General features: G+C 68.8%; 15 protein-coding genes. 9 read left to right on the top strand and 6 right to left on the bottom strand.

Annotated features, from left to right (window positions below):
• The first annotated feature begins 67 nt into the window (after positions 1-67).
• Positions 68-943, top strand: coding sequence for an endonuclease III domain-containing protein (locus AOZ13_RS03295; RefSeq protein ID WP_020220940.1), 876 nt, complete (start codon positions 68-70; stop codon positions 941-943).
• Here AOZ13_RS03295 and AOZ13_RS03290 read toward each other — a convergent pair.
• From AOZ13_RS03290 to AOZ13_RS03275, 4 genes are all read right to left on the bottom strand, one after another.
• Positions 940-1,467, bottom strand: a complete 528-nt coding sequence (locus AOZ13_RS03290) for a DUF7332 family protein (RefSeq protein ID WP_020220941.1) — start codon at positions 1,465-1,467, stop codon at positions 940-942. The genes AOZ13_RS03295 and AOZ13_RS03290 overlap by 4 nt on opposite strands.
• Positions 1,468-1,518: 51 nt before the next feature.
• Positions 1,519-1,902, bottom strand: coding sequence for a methylglyoxal synthase (locus AOZ13_RS03285; RefSeq protein WP_020220942.1), 384 nt, complete (start codon positions 1,900-1,902; stop codon positions 1,519-1,521).
• A 268-nt stretch (positions 1,903-2,170) separates the two neighbouring features.
• Positions 2,171-2,458, bottom strand: a complete 288-nt coding sequence (locus AOZ13_RS03280) for a hypothetical protein (protein WP_020220943.1) — start codon at positions 2,456-2,458, stop codon at positions 2,171-2,173.
• A gap of 439 nt (positions 2,459-2,897) precedes the next feature.
• Entirely contained in the window at positions 2,898-4,817 is a 1,920-nt protein-coding gene (locus tag AOZ13_RS03275; protein WP_049933788.1) for a beta-CASP ribonuclease aCPSF1, read from the bottom strand.
• Positions 4,818-5,057: 240 nt separating this feature from the next.
• On the opposite strand from AOZ13_RS03275, the gene AOZ13_RS03270 reads away from it, so the two are divergent.
• Positions 5,058-5,534, top strand: coding sequence for a hypothetical protein (locus AOZ13_RS03270; protein ID WP_020220945.1), 477 nt, complete (start codon positions 5,058-5,060; stop codon positions 5,532-5,534).
• A gap of 131 nt (positions 5,535-5,665) precedes the next feature.
• Here the strand turns inward: AOZ13_RS03270 and AOZ13_RS14395 are convergent, their stop codons facing one another.
• A complete protein-coding gene (locus AOZ13_RS14395) occupies positions 5,666-5,818 on the bottom strand; it encodes a hypothetical protein (protein WP_020220946.1) in 153 nt (50 codons plus the stop codon).
• A gap of 95 nt (positions 5,819-5,913) precedes the next feature.
• Here AOZ13_RS14395 and proS point away from each other — a divergent pair, with 95 nt between their 5' ends.
• The 5 genes from proS to AOZ13_RS03245 all read left to right on the top strand — a co-directional run bounded on the left by proS (position 5,914) and on the right by AOZ13_RS03245 (position 14,801).
• Entirely contained in the window at positions 5,914-7,419 is a 1,506-nt protein-coding gene (gene proS, locus AOZ13_RS03265) for a proline--tRNA ligase (RefSeq protein ID WP_020220947.1), read from the top strand.
• Positions 7,420-7,548: 129 nt separating this feature from the next.
• Entirely contained in the window at positions 7,549-12,033 is a 4,485-nt protein-coding gene (gene gltB, locus AOZ13_RS03260) for a glutamate synthase large subunit (RefSeq protein WP_020220948.1), read from the top strand.
• Positions 12,034-12,096: 63 nt separating this feature from the next.
• On the top strand, positions 12,097-12,666 hold the full coding sequence (locus AOZ13_RS03255) for a hypothetical protein (RefSeq protein WP_021779804.1): 570 nt from the start codon (positions 12,097-12,099) through the stop codon (positions 12,664-12,666).
• Between the two features lie 41 nt (positions 12,667-12,707).
• Entirely contained in the window at positions 12,708-13,697 is a 990-nt protein-coding gene (locus AOZ13_RS03250; RefSeq protein ID WP_020220950.1) for an NAD-dependent epimerase/dehydratase family protein, read from the top strand.
• Between the two features lie 45 nt (positions 13,698-13,742).
• The gene (locus tag AOZ13_RS03245) at positions 13,743-14,801 is read left to right on the top strand and encodes an NAD(P)-dependent glycerol-1-phosphate dehydrogenase (protein WP_021779803.1); all 1,059 of its coding nucleotides are present in this window, start codon (positions 13,743-13,745) and stop codon (positions 14,799-14,801) included.
• 3 nt (positions 14,802-14,804) lie between these two features.
• On the opposite strand, the gene AOZ13_RS03240 is transcribed toward AOZ13_RS03245, so the two are convergent.
• The gene (locus AOZ13_RS03240; protein ID WP_021779802.1) at positions 14,805-15,401 is read right to left on the bottom strand and encodes a hypothetical protein; all 597 of its coding nucleotides are present in this window, start codon (positions 15,399-15,401) and stop codon (positions 14,805-14,807) included.
• A gap of 139 nt (positions 15,402-15,540) precedes the next feature.
• Between AOZ13_RS03240 and pyk the strand changes: the two genes are divergently transcribed.
• Positions 15,541-17,298: a pyruvate kinase gene (gene pyk, locus AOZ13_RS03235; protein ID WP_020222674.1), complete on the top strand. Its 1,758-nt coding sequence runs from the start codon at positions 15,541-15,543 to the stop codon at positions 17,296-17,298.
• Positions 17,298-17,510: a DUF7312 domain-containing protein gene (locus AOZ13_RS03230; protein ID WP_020222675.1), complete on the top strand. Its 213-nt coding sequence runs from the start codon at positions 17,298-17,300 to the stop codon at positions 17,508-17,510. Before pyk ends, AOZ13_RS03230 begins: the two co-directional genes overlap by 1 nt.
• Positions 17,511-17,643: the final 133 nt, after the last annotated feature.

Genomic DNA, 17,643 nt, shown 5'->3' with positions numbered 1-17,643 from the left:
CGCGCGGGCGAGCGCCACGAACGGGTAGGCCGGTACGTACGTGTACCTCGGATCCGTGGGATCGGGCATGAGCGACGACGAACCCGCGCGCAACATCTCCGGGGGCGAATCCGGCGGCGGCGCCGCGAGCGCCTTCGCGGCGAACGACGAGTCCGACGCGCCCCTCGTCGAGCGCGTCGTCGACCGCCTCGGCGACCGCTACTGGCAGAAGACCTACGGCGGACAGGACGCCTTCGAGTGTCTCGTGCGGACCGTCCTCTCGCAGAACACCTCGGACAAAGCGAGCCAGCCCGCCCACGACGCCCTGATGGCGCGTTACGGTCCGGCGTCGCGGGAGGACTTCGAACTCGAACGAGCGAGCGACGAGCGGCGCGACCCGCGAGCGGGCGAGGGCGACCTCGCCGTGGCGCTCGCGGACGCCCACCGGCCCGATCTCGCGGAGACGATCAGCTCCGCGGGACTCTACAACCGGAAGTCGGAGACGATCATCCGCCTCGCCGAGCGCGTTCGCGACGAGTACGGGAGCGCCGACGGCTTCGACGCGTTCGTCACGGACGAGGACCCCGACACCGTGCGCGACTCCCTCCTCGACATGAAGGGGGTCGGGCCGAAGACGGCGGACTGCGTCCTGCTGTTCGCTGGTGGTCGCGACGGCGTCTTTCCCGTCGACACGCACGTTCATCGCATCGCGCGCCGGATGGGTTTCGCGCCGCCGGACGCCGACCACGAGGCGGTCCGCGAGGCCATCGAGAGCGAACTCCCGGACGAGAAGTGCGGCTTCGGACACACGGCCACGATCCAGTTCGGCCGCGACTTCTGCAAATCGCGCACGCCGGCGTGTCTCGACGATCCGGAGGCGTGTCCGATGGCGGATCTCTGCGCGCAGGTGGGCGTCTATCCCGACACGGGCGAGGTCGTCGATCCGGACGACGCGGCCGACTAAGCCGCGGCCGTCGCGTCAGCCGCGCTCTCGTTCGATGCGCTCTCGTTCCCCCAGCGACACTGGGATTCCGCGACGCCGCGGATGCCGGCGTCGTCGGAGCTGTGACTGTAGTCGTCACCCGTCACCATCGAGAACATCGGGAAGTGGAACTGGTAGTCGTACGCGACGGCGAACGACGCGAACGGGTTCGAGACGAACGCCGCGGGGTGCTGGATCCCGTCGAAGATGACCCCCGTCCGGAGGGCGAGGATCGTCGTCGTGTTCATCTTCCCGTACACCTCGATTCCGACGCTCCCGCGCGTCATGAGGTGCTCGAACAGCGACGTGTGAACGACCGCGTCGATCGTTACCCCCTGACTCTGATTCCCCATGCCGATCCGGTGGCCCGGATCGCTGAAACACACCCGCTTCGACTGGGACGACTGCTCCGCCGCCGCGGAACCGCCCGACTGGGCCGCGACACCGATCGGTGCGAGGACGACTAGTGCACACAGCGCGAGCAGAACGTGACGGGAGGAGAACACAACGGGAGTTGACTCACCACACGTTTAACCTCGTTGGCCTCTCCGATCGCGTCAGTCGTCCGCGCCGATCTCGGCGGCGAGGCCGTCGATGACGTGCTCCGCCGACGAGAGGTTGGTCGCGAGGGGGACGTCGTGGACGTCGCAGATGCGCAACAGCGCCGAGATGTCCGGCTCGTGGGGCTGGGCGGTGAGGACGTCGCGGATGAAGATGATCGCCTCGCACGTGCCCTCCGCGACCTCCGCGCCGATCATCATGTCGCCGCCGTACGGTCCCGACGCCTTCCGTTCGACCTCCAAATCCGTCTCCTCCATGATGCGCTTGCCCGTCGTCCCCGTCCCGATGAGGTCGAACTGTTTCAGGCGCGCCTCGTGGTTCTGCGCGAACTCGATGAGGTCCGGCTTCTTCTCGTCGTGCGCGATGAGCGCGATGCGCATACCGAGAGTCGGGGGAGGAGGGTGAAGAAGGTTCGTTCTCGACCTTCTGCTGTCGGCGGCGAGGGGCTTCGCGTCCCGCGGGATCGGGCGAACGTTTCGCGTTCGCGGCCCTCGCGAATCTCCGACTCGCTCAGTGACGAGAGCGCATAGCGCCTCTCGAACCACGCTCGCCCGCGCTCGCTGACGCTGCTGCAAATCGCAAATTTCCGGCCGTCCAGTCGGACTCCGCGGGAGTCCGACGATACTGTGGATCGTATCGACCCCAGTCCTACCCGTTTCGACGAGCGCGGAGGAGGGCCGTGTATGCTGCACCGACTACGGACGTGAGCAGAGCGATTGATCCGATCACGGTCACGACGAACCAGAGGATCACCATCGACCACCCACCGAGCACTCCCCGCGGCGTGCCGTATCCACTCATCCAGTAGAAGAACTGGAGGAGACCATCGACCGTCAGAATGAGGCCGATGGCGAGGAGGGTACCGTACCCGAGTATCGGGCGGATCAAGGCTCGTACCGGCCCGATACTGCTACCGACCGTCGTATTCGAGTCCATATCGCAACGACACAACAAAGATCAATAACCGTTTTTCCGACAAAGCAGTCACGTACGCGCTCCCCCTGAACGAATATCTCACGGCATCCGCTGGCTGAATGTGGAAGGCCGGCTAGTATCCGCGAATCGAGCGGTCCAGCGTGAGAGCGTCGCTCTCACTGGATCACAGTCGCGACGCTCGCGTGACCGAGCGGACCCGGTAGTAGCGTGGGATCGACGCTCCCACTGACCCACACTCGGCCTGTCGGCCTCGCGTGGAGTCGCGCGGTTCACTCGCGACGTAGTCGCGAGGCGCGAAGACCCCCGAAGGGGGTCTGACGGACATTTTGCGTGCGAGACGCCGGAGGCGTCTCGCTGCATAGGCAGAACGGCTCCGCCGTTCTGGCGATGGCCGAGCTTTTGCCCGGGCCGGCGAAGCCGGCCCACAGCAAAACGTGCTTTAGAGGAAGCGGAACGTTTCGAGGTTCTTCGGGGCGAACGTCCGCATGTTGTAGTCGTGGTAGAGCGCGCTGGAGAGGTCCTGCGCGGAGCGTTCGTCGCCGTGCACACACAGGACCTTCTCGGGGCGGGGGTTCATCGTGCGCACGAAGTTCTCGAGACCCTGTCGGTCGGCGTGGCCGGAGAAGCCATCAACGGTCGCGACGTCCATGTTGAGCTGGAGGTGCTGGGTGCGTCCGCCCTCGCGGCCGATGGGGATCTCGTCCCAGCCGCTCTGGATGCGCCGGCCCATCGTCCCCTGCGCCTGATAGCCGACGAAGACCATCTGGTTGTCCCCCTGCGGCCCGAGGTGTTCGAGCCACGACATGATCGGGCCGCCGGTGACCATCCCGGAGGTGGAGAGCACGATGCACTCCTCGCCCTCGGCGACGTCCATGCGCTCGTCCTCGCCGCCGTCGATGTGGTTGAACTGCTCGGCGAGGAAGGGGTTCTCGTCCTCGTGGAAGATCCGCTCTTGGAGGTCGTCGCGGAGGAACTCGGGGTAGGTGGTGTGGATCGCGGTGGCCTCCCAGATCATCCCGTCGAGGTGGATCGGCATGGTCGGGATCTTGTCGTTCCGCATCGCCTCCTCGAGAACGAGCATTAGCTCCTGCGAGCGCCCGACGGCGAACGCCGGGATGACGACCTTCCCGCCGTCCTCGTACGTCTCGTTGATGAGTTCGATGAGCTTGCGTTCCGAGTCCTCTTGATCCGTCTGGTAGTCGTTCCGCCCCCCGTACGTGGATTCGAGGACGAGCGTCTCGACGCGCGGGAAGTCGTTGACGGCGCCGTTGAACAGGCGGGTGTCCTCGTAGTGGATGTCGCCGCTGAACGCGACGTTGTAGAGACCGTCGCCGATGTGGAAGTGGGAGACGGCGCTCCCGAGGATGTGTCCGGCGTTGTGGAACGTGAGCTTGACGTCGGGCGCGATGTCCGTGACGTCGCCGTAGTCGAGGGTGATACAGTGCTTGATGGCCTCGCGGACCATCTCGGAGTCGTACGGCGGCGTCCGGCCCTCCTTGGCCGCGACGTCGAGATAGTCGAGGGTGAGGAGTCCCATCAGGTCGCGGGTCGGCTCCGTGCAGTAGATCGGGCCGTCGTAGCCGTACTTGAAGAGGAGGGGGATGAACGCGGAGTGATCGAGGTGGGCGTGCGTCAGGACGACGGCGTCGATGGTGTTCGCACCGGCGCCGAGTGCCTCCGAGACTTGGAGGTACGGCACCTCGTCCTCGCTTCCGGGCTTGTCACCGCAGTCGATCAGGACGCGCGTCTCGGGCGTGCTGAGGATGAAGCTCGCGCGGCCGACCTCGCGACAGCAGCCGAGCGTCGTGATGCGGACGTACTCGTCGTCGGACATCTCCTCGCGGTGGATCTGTCGGCCGACCTTCTCCAGTATGTCGCGACGGTCGTCGCGCTCGGTCTTGAGGAAGTTCCGGACGTTCCGGACGGTCGAGGACTCGATCGGTGGCGTGCGGACGACTTCCGGCGTCCAGCCCGAGCGCTGTGTGATCTCGCGGAGCGTCGAGCCGTGCCGGCCGATGACCATGCCCGGCTTGTTCGCTTCGATGACGACCTCGCCGGTGTCCTCGTGGAAGTCGAGGTCCGTGACGCCCGCGTCCTCCGGGATGACGTCCATGATCTCCTCGCGGGCCTCGCGCGCCGGGGAGAGGACGTCCGGATCGGGACGGACCGTGATGCGCTTTCGGAGCTGTGAGGCGAGGCGCCGGATGAGGTCGCCGTTCTCCGCGAACTTCTTCGGATCGCGGGTGTACACGACGAGTTCCGGTCCCTCGTACTTGACCTCGGTGACGGAGATGTCGGGGGGGATTTCGTCCGTGATCGTCTGCTTCAGTTCTTCGAGTTGCGTGTCTACGGAGCTCATAGTGAACGTTGCGGGCTTCGTCTGGCGTCCCGGCGCGGTGACGGCGCGGGCGAATCGGCCCGGACGCGTCCCGTGCTCGGTGACTGGCCGAGAGATGACATCGTAGTGGTGCGGACGCTCCACGGGCGCCGCCGTGGGTCCCGCGGGAGCAGTCGTGAAAACCCGCTTGCCCGGGTCTATACCCGTGCGGTTATAAAACACCTTCGCAAGGTACACGATCGTCGGCGCGGCAGGTGTCCCATGGACGTGACGCCATCGACGGTCCGGGCGGAGCACGAGCGGCTCCGCGAGCGCGACGACGCGGTCGTACCGATCGCGAACGCGGTCCGCGACGAACTCGGGTCCGCCTTCGATACCGAGGTGCCGGGGATCGACGCCGCCGACTACCGCGACGCCATCGACGCGGCCTTCGCGGACGGCGATCGCGCGGTCAACCTCGCCGCGCTCTCGATGTGCCTCCGGAGTCTCGACGTCACCGGGGACTACCCCGGGTTCGTCGTGGACGAACTGCTGGGGCGCGAACTCGCCGCGACGCTGGCGGGCGAGCAGCCGCTGCGCTTGCTGGCGGAGGCGACGTTCCACTACGCGGACGTGACGGCCGCGGACACCGGGGGGCGCGCGGGACTGGACGATCTGGACGCGGCGCTCGCGGCGGGCGTCCAGACGCGGCTCCCGGGGTGGTCGTGGCGTGCGGAGAAGAGTCCGTTCGAACCGTAGCGATCACGGCGCGCGAAACGCGCCCGCGTCGCCGGGACCTACCTTCCCGACGCGCGAAGCGGTACGGTCAGACCAACGTACGCGCTCGATAGACGCGTCAGGCGACGCCGGGGATTCGAAACGCGGGGGACTCAGTCGCTCCCGATCGTGAGTTCGACGTCCTCCGGCACGAGCGGTTCCGGCGGCTCGTCGTCCGCCCGAAGCTCTCGATAGACCTCGCGCTCGCGACGCTGCTGGCGCTTGCCCATGCCCTTCCGCTCGCGACCGCGTTTCGTATCTCCCATCACACCGTGGTATGAGTGCGCATACCACTTAAACGTATCCCCCGTTCCGGGGGGCTTCAGGGGATTTAAGGCCGCAGTCAGCCTCAATCCGGACAATGAGCGAGGATCAGGAGCTCGGCATCACCGAGCAGAAGGAGTACAACCCCGGCGAGTGGTACGCCGAGGTCGTCGAGAAGGCGGAGCTGGCGAGCTACGCCCCCGAGGGCATGGGTGGCTTCATCGTCACGCGCCCGCGCGGGTACAGCCTCTGGGAGAGCGTGCAGGACAACCTCGACGCGTGGTTCGACGAGACCGGCGTCGAGAACGCCTACTTCCCGCTGTTCATCCCCGAGGACTACCTCGAACGCGAGAAGGACGTCGTCGAGGGGTTCGACCCCGAGGTCGCGTGGGTGACGCACGGCGGGCACGACGAACTGGAAGAGCGCCTCGCCGTCCGGCCGACGTCCGAGTCCATCATCGCCCCATACATGGCCCAGTGGGTGCGTTCGCACCGCGACCTCCCCCTGCGCCTCAACCAGTGGTGTAGCGTCGTCCGCTGGGAGGCGACGGAGACGAAGCCGTTCTTCCGCACGAAGGAGTTCCTCTGGCAGGAGGGCCACACCGCCCACGAGAACGGTGCGGAAGCGTGGGAGGAGACGCTGACCCGGCTCGATCAGTACCAGCGCCTCTACGAGGAGGTGTTCGCGATGCCGGTGATGCGCGGCGCGAAACCCGATCACGACAAGTTCCCGGGCGCTGACACCACCACTACGGTCGAGGCGCTGATGCCGGACGGCAAATCCGTGCAGGGCGGCACCTCTCACCACCTCGGCCAGTCGTTCGCGGAGGCGTTCGACCTCACGTTCTCCGACGAGGACGAGGAGGAGCGCGTCGCGCACACGACGTCGTGGGGTCTCTCGTGGCGCGCGCTCGGCGCGCTCATCATGACGCACTCCGACGATCAGGGGCTCGTCCTCCCGCCCACCGTCGCGCCCGAGCAGGTCGTGATCGTCCCGATCTGGCGGGAGGAGACGAAGGAGGACGTCCTCCAGTATTCGAGCGAGATCGCCGCCGAACTCGAGGAGGCGGGCGTCCGCGTCCACCTCGACGACCGCGACGGCCGGAATCCGGGATTCAAGTACAACGAGTGGGAGCTGAAGGGCGTCCCCCTCCGCCTCGAGATCGGCCCGAACGAGGTCGAGGACGAGGAGGTCACCGCCGTCCACCGCCCCGACGGCGAGCAGACCACGACGGATCGCGAAACGCTCGTCGCGGACGTCGAAGACCACCTCGAGGCGGTGTTCGCGAAGCTCTACGCCGCGGCCGAGGAGAACTTGGAGGAGAACGTTCGGGAGGCCAGTAGTCCGGAAGAGATCATGGGCACCATCGGTCAGCACGGCGGCTACGTCCGCACGCCGTGGTGCGGCGACGAGGCCTGCGAGGAGGCCATCAAGGAGAAGGTCCACGCGGAGATCGTCGCGGTCCCGCTCGACGAGTCCGACGTCGAGGGCGAGCACCGCGAGAACGCCCACCGCGCGGAAGCGATCCACGGCGACGGCGACGAGTGCACGATCTGCGGCGACGCGGCCGTCGAGACGGCGTATTTCGCCCGCTCGTACTGACGCGCACGCCGCCGATCCGTGTCCTTTATTGTTACACTCTCGTCCTAATATTGTCTAAGGCCGTGGTTATATGTCCTAAGGTGCTGATGGAAGGTGTTTTATGCGGCGATGCGTGTCTTACAGTCACATATGACTGAGCACGACGCACGGAGCGGCGGCCGGCGCCTCGCGGACCCGGCCGAGGCACGCTCGAACTGCGGCGTCGGGGTCGTCATGGACCTCGACGGTGAGGGCGGTCACGACGTCGTCCGCGACGGTCTCGACCTTCTCGCGAACCTCGAACACCGCGGGACGACCGGTGCGGAGAAGAAGACCGGTGACGGGGCCGGTATCCTCCTGCAGATCCCGGACGGTTTCTTCGCCGACGAGATCGACGATCTCCCCGAGCAGTACGCCGTCGGATCGTTCTTCCTCCCGCAGGACGACGCCGAGCGCGCCGACAGCACGGACGCCGTCGAGGCGGCCCTCGCCGACCACGGTCTCGACGTCGTCGCGTGGCGCGACGTCCCGACCGACAACGCCGATCTCGGGCAGACGGCGCTCGACTCCGAGCCGCACGTGGCGCAGCTCGTCGTCACCCCTGACGAGCACCTCGACGACGAGGCCTTCGATCGCGCGCTCTACATCGCTCGCCGCGCGATCGAGAAGACCGTCGACCACGAGCGCTTCTACGTCTGCTCGCTCGACCGGGAGACCCTCGTCTACAAGGGGCTCCTGAAGGGCGATCAGGTCCGCGGGTACTACCCCGACCTCCGCGACGAGCGCCTCGACTCGACGTTCGTCCTCGTGCACGCGCGCTTCTCGACGAACACGCTCGGCGCGTGGCACCTCGCCCACCCGTACCGGAACATCGTTCACAACGGCGAGTTCAACACGATCAAGGGCAACGTCAACTGGATGCGCGCCCGCGAGGCCGACATCGAGAGCGAGCACTTCTCGGAGAGCGACCTCGACACGGTCCGGCCGGTCATCCCCGATCCGGACCAGTCCGACACCGCGTCGGTCGACAACGCCCTCGAACTCCTGATGCAGGGCGGTCGCGACCTCCCCCACGCCCTCAGAATGCTCATCCCCGAGGCGTGGGAGGGCGACGAGGCCATGGACGACGCCCGTCAGGACTGGTACGACTACCACGCCTCGCTCATCGAGCCGTGGGACGGACCCGCGCTCGTCGTCGGCACCGACGGCGAGCGCGTCGGCGCCGCCCTCGACCGCAACGGGCTGCGGCCGTGTCGCTACGAGATCACGACCGACAACACGCTCGTGATGGGCAGCGAGGCCGGCGCCGTCGAGACGCCGGCCGCCGAGGTCGCGGAGCGCGGGCGCCTCCAGCCCGGACAGCTCTTCCTCGCTGACCCCGCGGAGGGTCGCGTCATCCCCGACGACGAGGTGTTCGACGATCTGACCGACGAGAAGTACGGCGAGTGGGTCGACGAGCACAAAACCCACTACGAGGGGCACGCGGACGACCCGCTCCCCGCCGTCGACGGCGAGCGCCTGCGCGCCCGACAGGCCGCCTTCGGCTACACGCACGACGAACTGAACGAGGTCTTAGAGCCGATGCTCGAGGCCGGGAAGGACCCCGTGGGTTCGATGGGCGACGACACGCCGCTCGCGGTTCTCTCGAAGTTCAACCTCCCGCTGTTCAGCTACTTCCGGCAGATGTTCGCGCAGGTGACGAACCCGCCGATCGACTACATCCGCGAGGACGTCGTCACCTCGTTGCAGACCCGACTCGGGCGAGAACGCAACCTCCTCGACGAGACGCCCGAGCACGCCGATCAGGTCGTGCTCGACTCCCCCGTCCTCACCGACAACGACCTCGGGCGCGTCCGCGACGCCGACGTCCCGGCCGTCACCGTCGACATCACGTACGATCCCGAGACGGATCTCGAAACCGCGGTCGCGGACGTCCGCGCCGAGGTCGAGGCGGCCATCCGCGACGGCGCGGAGATCGTCGTGCTCTCCGATCGCGACGTCGGGCGTGACCGGCTCGCGATCCCGAGCCTGCTCGCGACGAGCGCGGTCCATCACCACCTCGTCCGCGAGGGGCTACGCACGCGCGCCGGTCTCGTCGTGGAGTCCGGCGACCCGCGCACCGTCCATCAGCTCTCGACGCTCGTCGGCTACGGCGCCGGCGCGGTCAACCCCTACCTCGCGATGGAGACGGTGACGGATCTCGTCGCCGGCCCGGACGGGATGGACGACGCCGAAGCCATCGACACGTACGTCGACGCGCTCGAACAGGGCCTGCTGAAGGTCATGTCGAAGATGGGCATCTCCACGGTGGAGTCCTACCGGGGCGCGCAGATCTTCGAGGCCGTCGGTCTCGACACCGACCTCGTCGATGAGTACTTCGAGGGCACGACGAACAAGACGAGCGGCATCGGCTTGGCGGAGATCGAGGAGGACCTCCGCGAGCGCCACGCGCAGGGGTACGGCAGCGGGGACGTCGATCTCGAACGACAGGGCGAGTTCACGAACACGTCCAACGGCCGGTTCCACCAGTGGAACCCCCAGACGGTCAACGCCCTGCAGGCCGCGGTCCGCTCGGACGACTACGAGCAGTTCGGCGAGTTCTCCGAGCTGATCGACGACCAGACGAAGCAGCTCCAGACGCTGCGCGGCCTCCTCGCCTTCGACGGCGACGAGCGCGAGTCCGTCCCCCTCTCGGAGGTCGAACCGGCCGAGGAGATCGTCGAGCGGTTCTCGACGGCCGCGATGAGCCTCGGGAGCCTGAGTCCGGAGGCCCACGAGAACAACGCGAAGGCGATGAACTCGATCGGCGCGAAGGCGAACACCGGCGAGGGTGGCGAGCCGCCCGAGCGGTTCAACACCGAGCGCGAGTGCAAGATCAAGCAGGTCGCCTCGGGGCGATTCGGCGTCACGAGCGAGTACCTCTCGGAGGCCGAGGACCTCCAGATTAAGATGGCGCAGGGTTCGAAGCCCGGCGAGGGCGGCCACCTCCCCGGCTCGAAGGTCAACGAGATGATCGCGGGCGTCCGGTGTTCGACGCCGGGCGTCGGCCTCATCAGCCCGCCGCCGCAGCACGACATCTACTCGATCGAGGACCTCAAGCAGCTCATCTACGACCTGCGCTCGGGCAACCCGGACGCACGCGTGCACGTCAAGCTCGTCTCCGAGGCGGGCATCGGCACCATCGCGGCCGGCGTCGCGAAGGCGAAGGCGGACTGCATCCACATCTCCGGGCACGCCGGCGGGACGGGCGCGTCCCCGAAGACCTCGATCAAGCACGCCGGTCTCCCGTGGGAGCTCGGTCTCGCCGAGGCGAACCAGCTCCTCCGCGAGACGGGCCTGCGATCGCGCGTCACGCTCCGCGTTGATGGCGGCCTGAAGACGGGCCGCGACGTCGCGATCGGCGCGCTCCTCGGCGCCGAGGAGTTCGCGTTCGGCACGGGGAGCCTCGTCACCTCGGGCTGCGTGATGGCACGCCAGTGTCACGCCAACACCTGTCCGGTCGGCATCGCGACGCAGTCCGAGAAGCTCCGCGAGCGCTTCCCTGGCCAGCCCGAGCACGTCGTGAACTTCATGATGTTCGTCGCGCAGGAGCTGCGCGAGATCATGGCGGAACTCGGCTTCACGGAACTCGACGAGATGATCGGGCGGACCGAACTGCTCGATCAGCGCGAGGTCGACCACCCGAAGGCCCGCACGCTCGACCTCTCGCGCGTCATCGCGGACCCGGTCCCCAACGACGACCGGTACCGGACGCGCGCGCAGGACACCGATCACGACGAGCACTTCGACTGGGACGTCCTCGACGAGATCGGCGACGCGGTCGAGGCCGGCGAGTCCGTCCACCTCGCGACGGACGTGACGAACGTCGATCGCACCGTGGGCGGCGTCCTCTCGAACGCCGTCTCGTCGGCGCACGGCGGCGACGGTCTCCCGAACGACACCGTCTCGATCGACTTGGAGGGGACCGCCGGACAGTCCTTCGGCGCGTGGCTCGCGCAGGGCGTGACGCTCGACCTCACGGGCGCGGCGAACGACTACGTCGGCAAGGGTCTCTCCGGCGGGAAGATCGTCGTGAACACGCCGAACGAGGCGCCGTTCGACCCCGCGACGAACACGCTCATCGGGAACGTCGCGCTCTACGGTGCGACGGACGGTGAACTCTACGTCAACGGCGTCGCCGGCGAGCGCTTCGGCGTCCGGAACTCGGGCGCGAAGGCGGTCGTCGAGGGCGTCGGCGACCACGGCTGCGAGTACATGACCGGCGGCGTCGTCGCGGTGCTCGGCGACGTCGGGCGGAACTTCGCGGCCGGGATGAGCGGGGGCGTCGCGTACGTCTACGATCCCGACGGCGAACTCGCCGAGAAGGCGAACCCCGGCATGGTCTCGCTCGAGGACGACCTCACGGATCAGGACGAGGCGATGCTCCGCCGACTCGTCGAGAACCACGAGACCTACACGGACTCCGCGCGTGCGGCCGAACTCCTCCAGACGTGGGAGACCGCTCGAAGCGACTTCGTGAAGGTCATGCCGGACGCCTACGCGGAGGCCATCGCGGAGCGCCCGGAGAACGACGCCCGCAAGTCCCTCCCGGCGCCCGCCGCGGGCGAGCCGGAGGCGACCGGCCGGGCGGACTGATCGGCTGAAACGCGCGTTTCACCGCCCGAAACGGCTTTTCACGCCCCCGCCGTCGTCGCCGACATGCGTCTCTCACGACGGCGGGTGTGCGGCGCGATCGCCACTACCGCGAGCGTCGCGCTCACCGGTTGCACGAACGGGACGGGGACCGGTGACAGTACGACGACCGGCGGCACCGACGGTCCGTCGACCGACGCGCCGTTCGAGGGGTGTCCGCCGCTTCACGACGCCGACCGGACGGTCTGTGCCGCGAGCGCGGCCGCCGACGCGCCGGTCGTCCTTCGGCCGTCGGCGACGACCGTCGAGTCGCCCGGGACGCTCCGGTTCACGCTGTCGAACGGCGGCGAGACGACGCTCGGGCTGAACCCCTACGGCTGGGCGGTCCACCGCGAGACGACTGACGGGTGGGCGCGCGTCGCGCCGGACGCGACGATCGAGCCGTGGCGCGAGGTCGCGCCTGGCGACGCCCAGGCGTGGGTGCTGGGCGTCGGAACGGAAACGGAGCCCACGGCCGCGGGCGGCACGGTGGCGTACGGTCCGCTCGCCCTCGATGCGGGGACGTACGCGTTCAGCGTCGTCGCGCAGGCGGCCGGCGAGTGGACGGCGTACGTCGCGCGGTTCCGCGTCGCCTGACGTCCCGTCATTCCTTTTTGCGTGCCGCGCGATTCGCCACCATGCACGAAGCGCTCGTCGTCGGCGGGACGCGGTTCATCGGCCGCTACGCGGTCGAGGAACTCTTGGAACACGACTACCGGGTGACGATCTTCAACCGCGGGGAGCACGAGAACCCCTTCGCGGACCGCGACGGCGTTCACCACTACGAGGGCGACCGGACGAACGACCGCGAGCTGTTGACGGCGAAGCGGGAGGTCGAGCCGGACGTCGTGATCGACTGCGTGGCCTACCATCCGCGGGACGTGCGGAAGGCGACGGAGATCTTCGCGGACGTCGGGGCGTACGTCTACGTCTCCTCGGGGGCGTCGTACGCGGTCGACGAGATCCCGAAGCGCGAGGGCGAGACGCCGCTGCGCTCGTGTTCGGCCGATCAGGCGGCGGACGATTCCGGGGCGACGTACGGCAATCGGAAGGCCGAGGGCGATCGGGCGGTCTTCCGCGCGGCCGAACGGGGCGTGAACGCGATGGCGGTGCGCCCGACGGTCGTCTACGGCCCGCACGACTACACGGAGCGCCTCGACTACTGGCTCCACCGCGTGGCCGAGTACGACCGGGTCGTCGTCCCGGGCGACGGGACGAACCTCTGGCAGCGCGTCTACGTCGAGGACGTCGCGTCGGCGCTCCGTCTCGTCGCGGAGGAGGGGACGCCGGGCGAGGCGTACAACGTCGGCGATCGGAACGCGCTCACCTTGGCGGACACGGTGCGCGCGGCGGCGGACGCCCTCGACACCGACGTCGAGTTGGTGCACGCGAGCGACCGGGAGCTCTCGACGGTCGGTCTCGAACTCGGTTCGTTCCCGCTCTACCGGCCGGCGCCGCACCTGCTCGACACGCACGCGCTCGCGGGACTCGGCTGGGAGTCGACGCCGGTCGCGGAGGCGATGGCGCGGACGGCCGCCGATCACCGCGAGAGCGACCGCACGGGAATCGAGTGCGGCCCCGATCGTGCGGCCGAGGAGACGGTGCTCGACGTCCTCGATACGATCTGAAGCGGAGAGGACAACCGCTTTGTCGCGGGCCACCGACGGGCCGATATGTTCACCAAAACGTCGTGGATCAAGCTCCCGCGGAACGTGGTCGTCGGGCACGACGTCCTCGGGTCGGTCCGGGAGGTCGTCGCGGACACGCACCTCCGCGGGCGGCCGCTCGTCGTCACCAGCCCGACGCCGAACGAGGTGGCGGCGGCGGACATCGTCGCGCAGTACGAGGCGGCCGGTACGGATCCGGCGCTCGTCGAAGTCGACACCGCGAGCTTCGACGCGGTCACACGCGTCATCGACGCCGCCGAAACGGCGGACGCGGCGTACCTGATCGGCGTCGGGGGCGGGAAGGCCATCGACATCGCGAAGATGGCGAGCGACGACTGCGACCTCGGCTTCGTCTCCGTCCCGACGGCGGCGAGCCACGACGGCATCGTCTCGGGGCGCGGCTCCGTCCCGGAGGGCGACACGCGCCACTCCGTCGCGGCGGACCCGCCGGTCGCCGTCGTCGCGGACACGGGCGTGCTCGCGGACGCGCCGTGGGAACTCACGACCGCGGGCTGTGCGGACATCATCTCGAACTACACCGCGGTGAAGGACTGGCGGCTCGCGAACAGACTGAAGAACGTCGAATACAGTGAGTACGCGGCGGCGCTCGCGGAGATGACCGCAGAACTGCTCGTGGAGAGCGCGGACAGCATTCGGCCGGGGCTGGAGGAGGCCGCGTGGATGGTCGTGAAGGCCCTCGTCTCCTCGGGCGTCGCGATGAGCATCGCGGGCTCCTCGCGTCCGGCGTCGGGCGCCGAGCACCTCGTGAGCCACCAGCTCGACCGGATCGCGCCCGGCGAGGCGCTTCACGGCCATCAGGTCGGCGTCGCCGCCATCGTCACCGAGTACCTCCACAGCGGCGAGCGCGGCGACTGGCGCGCCGTCCGCGACGCCCTCGACGCCATCGACGCCCCGACGACCGCGGCGGGACTCGGGATCGACGACGACGTCCTATTGGACGCGTTGACGAGCGCGCACGAGATCCGGGATCGCTACACCATCCTCGGGAACGGCATCAGCGAGGCGGCGGCGCGCGAGGCCGTCACGAAGACCGGCGTCGTCTGACCCTCACCAGATGCCGAGCGCGCGTCCGGCCCCGTAGGCCGCTTCCCCGACCGCGACGGCGGCGCTCCGCACCGTTCCGACGCCCGATATCTCGACCGCGCCGCGGTCGTAGGCGTCGAGGAGGCTGCCCGCGGGGTCGTCGCTCGCGGTCGCGTTACAGAGGACGCTCGCGTTCGTCGTCACGCGGAGCGTCGGATCGTCCGTCCCGTTCTCGATCCGCGTCACCTGCGCGGTGTCGTTCGTGACGAGCGTGTAGTTCCGATCGAGACCGTGTACGTCCACGGCGACGCGCTCGTCGGCGAGCCGATCGCGGAGCACGCCGGGGAGTCGGTCGACGCTCGCGTCGTAGCCGTCGACGAACGCGTGCACGTCGGCGGTATCCGCGTCCTCGACTGCGCAGACGTCTGCACTCGTGTTCGCGGCGGATGCGGCCGGCGCGGTCGATGCGACGGCGGGCGTCGCGGCGGATGCGGCCGGCGCGGTCGATGCGACGGCGGGCGTCGCGGCGGTCGTAGCCGTCGCGCCCGCGACTGGCGTGCCGACGAGCGCCACCGCGAGGGCGAGCGCGAGCACGACGCCGCGCGTCCCGTCTCGTTCCATAGCCGATCGGAGGCGATGCTCGGAGAAGAGCGTGACGGCGAGACGGGACGTCGGCGGGGGCGCGCGACGGTCCGGAAACGAGAACTCGGTCGATAGTAACCCCGGACCTTTTACCGCACCGGGGGCGAAGCGGCGAGGCATGAGGAATGCGAAGATCATCTGCACTCTCGGTCCGGCGACGGACAGCCGGAGCACGATCCGCGATCTCGCGGACGCCGGTATGACTGTCGCGCGGCTGAACGCGAGCCACGGATCGGTCGAGGACCGCCGCGAGCGGATCCACACCGTCCGGAAGGTCGACGAGGCCACGGCCGAACCGCTCTCGGTGATGCTCGACACGCAAGGCCCGGAGGTCCGGACGGCCGAGATCGACGAGCCGATCCACGTCGAGACGGACACGACGGTGGCGTTCGTCATCGACGACGATGACGCGACGCCCGAACGCATCGGTCTCTCGAACGACATCACGGCGGTCGAGCCGGGCGACACGATCCTGCTCGACGACGGTCGCATCGAGACGCGCGTCGAGGACGTCGAGGACGGCGTCATCACGGCGCACGTCGTCAGCGGCGGCGAACTCGGCTCGCGCAAGGGCGTGAACGTCCCCGGCGTCGAACTCGATCTCGACGTCGTGACGGAGAAGGACCGACGGGACCTAAAGCTCGCCGCGGAGGAGAGCGCGGACTTCGTCGCGGCGTCGTTCGTCCGGAGCGCCGACGACGTCTACGAGATCTCCTCGACGCTGGAGGAGTTCGGCGCGGACATCCCGATCATCGCGAAGATCGAGCGCGCGGGCGCGGTGGAGAACCTCGACGAGATCATCGAGGCCGCCTACGGCGTGATGGTCGCGCGCGGCGACCTCGGCGTCGAGTGCCCGATGGAGGAGGTGCCGGTGACCCAAAAGCGCATCATCCGCAAGTGTCGCGACGCCGGCTCGCCCGTCATCACGGCGACGGAGATGCTGGACTCGATGGTCCACTCGCGGCGGCCGACGCGCGCGGAGGCGAGCGACGTCGCGAACGCCGTCCTCGACGGGACGGACGGCGTGATGCTCTCCGCGGAGACCGCGGTCGGCGACGACCCCGCGCGCGTCGTCGAGACGATGGATCGCATCGTCCGCGAGGCGGAGACGAGCGATGAGTACGAGGAGCTGCGCGAGCAGCGCGTCCCGAAGGCAGGCGACTCGCGGACGGACGCGCTCGCGCGCTCCGCGCGCTACCTCGCGCGCGACGTGGACGCCACTGCGGTCGTCGTCGCCTCCGAATCCGGCTACACCGCGCGGAAGGCCGCGAAGTTCCGCCCCGCGGTGCCCGTCGTCGCCACGACGCCGAACGACGACGTCCGCCGTCAGCTCGCGCTCTCCTGCGGCGTCGCGCCGCAGTACGCCGACTACACGACCGGCGGGGCCTCGGCGGTCATCGAGAACGCGGTCTCCGCCGCCATCGACGCCGGGATCGTCGACTCGGGCGACACCGTCGTCGTCATCTCCGGGATGATGACCGAACTCGAGGGGACGGACACGACGAACACGCTGAAGGTCCACGTCGCCGCGGAGACGGTCGCGACGGGCCGCTCCGTCGTCGGCGGGCGCGTGAGCGGGCCGGTCCACCGCATCGCGGACGGCGACCTCTCGGACGTCCCCGAGGGCGCCATCGCCGTGCTCCCCTCCGAGTTCGACGGCGAGTTCGACGGCGATCTCGAGACGCTCGCGGGGATCGTCAGCGCCGACACCGGGCTGACGGGCTACGCGGCCATGGTCGCACGCGAACTCGGCCTCCCGATGGTCGGGAGCGCGGCGCTCAGCGACGACGTCCCGAACGGGGAAGTCGTCACCATCGACGGCGAGCGCGGCGTCGTCTACGCCGGTCGCATCAGCGACGGCGAGGCCGAGCGGTAATGGCCGACACCCGCACGGACGGCGGTCGTGCGAGCGGGGACGACGACGGCGAGTGGCGCTTCGGCGTCGACGAGGTCGGCGAGGACGGCGTCGTCCGTGAGACGCCCGATCAGCCCGTCGAGCGCGGATCGCCGAGCGCGGAGAACGTCGTCTTCTTCCTCCTCGGCGCCGCGATCGCGGTCGGCGTCTTCGCCCTCCTGCTCGTCGGCTGACGCGGTAACTGCCCGCTGATAGCGCTCACGCCTCGCCTGCGGTGAGAGAACTGGTCACTTCCGCGTTCTCCGAACCACTCGGTCCCCGGACGCGAGCGTCGTCGTTCGTTCAAGTGAACTACCCTACCCTACT

This window comes from Halarchaeum acidiphilum MH1-52-1, from assembly GCF_000474235.1.
Taxonomy (GTDB): domain Archaea; phylum Halobacteriota; class Halobacteria; order Halobacteriales; family Halobacteriaceae; genus Halarchaeum; species Halarchaeum acidiphilum.
Note: the sequence above shows the minus strand (reverse complement) of the source record. Positions and strands in the feature narration are given on the sequence as shown.

Excerpts from the sequence above, each read along its gene's own strand:
- AOZ13_RS03295 (WP_020220940.1), top strand. The coding sequence starts at position 68 with ATGAGCGACGACGAACCCGCGCGCAACATCTCCGGGGGCGAATCCGGC.
- AOZ13_RS03285 (WP_020220942.1), bottom strand. The coding sequence starts at position 1,902 with ATGCGCATCGCGCTCATCGCGCACGACGAGAAGAAGCCGGACCTCATC.
- AOZ13_RS03280 (WP_020220943.1), bottom strand. The coding sequence starts at position 2,458 with ATGGACTCGAATACGACGGTCGGTAGCAGTATCGGGCCGGTACGAGCC.
- AOZ13_RS03275 (WP_049933788.1), bottom strand. The coding sequence starts at position 4,817 with ATGAGCTCCGTAGACACGCAACTCGAAGAACTGAAGCAGACGATCACG.
- AOZ13_RS03270 (WP_020220945.1), top strand. The coding sequence starts at position 5,058 with ATGGACGTGACGCCATCGACGGTCCGGGCGGAGCACGAGCGGCTCCGC.
- AOZ13_RS14395 (WP_020220946.1), bottom strand. The coding sequence starts at position 5,818 with ATGGGAGATACGAAACGCGGTCGCGAGCGGAAGGGCATGGGCAAGCGC.
- proS (WP_020220947.1), top strand. The coding sequence starts at position 5,914 with ATGAGCGAGGATCAGGAGCTCGGCATCACCGAGCAGAAGGAGTACAAC.
- gltB (WP_020220948.1), top strand. The coding sequence starts at position 7,549 with ATGACTGAGCACGACGCACGGAGCGGCGGCCGGCGCCTCGCGGACCCG.
- AOZ13_RS03255 (WP_021779804.1), top strand. The coding sequence starts at position 12,097 with ATGCGTCTCTCACGACGGCGGGTGTGCGGCGCGATCGCCACTACCGCG.
- AOZ13_RS03250 (WP_020220950.1), top strand. The coding sequence starts at position 12,708 with ATGCACGAAGCGCTCGTCGTCGGCGGGACGCGGTTCATCGGCCGCTAC.
- AOZ13_RS03245 (WP_021779803.1), top strand. The coding sequence starts at position 13,743 with ATGTTCACCAAAACGTCGTGGATCAAGCTCCCGCGGAACGTGGTCGTC.
- AOZ13_RS03240 (WP_021779802.1), bottom strand. The coding sequence starts at position 15,401 with ATGGAACGAGACGGGACGCGCGGCGTCGTGCTCGCGCTCGCCCTCGCG.
- pyk (WP_020222674.1), top strand. The coding sequence starts at position 15,541 with ATGAGGAATGCGAAGATCATCTGCACTCTCGGTCCGGCGACGGACAGC.
- AOZ13_RS03230 (WP_020222675.1), top strand. The coding sequence starts at position 17,298 with ATGGCCGACACCCGCACGGACGGCGGTCGTGCGAGCGGGGACGACGAC.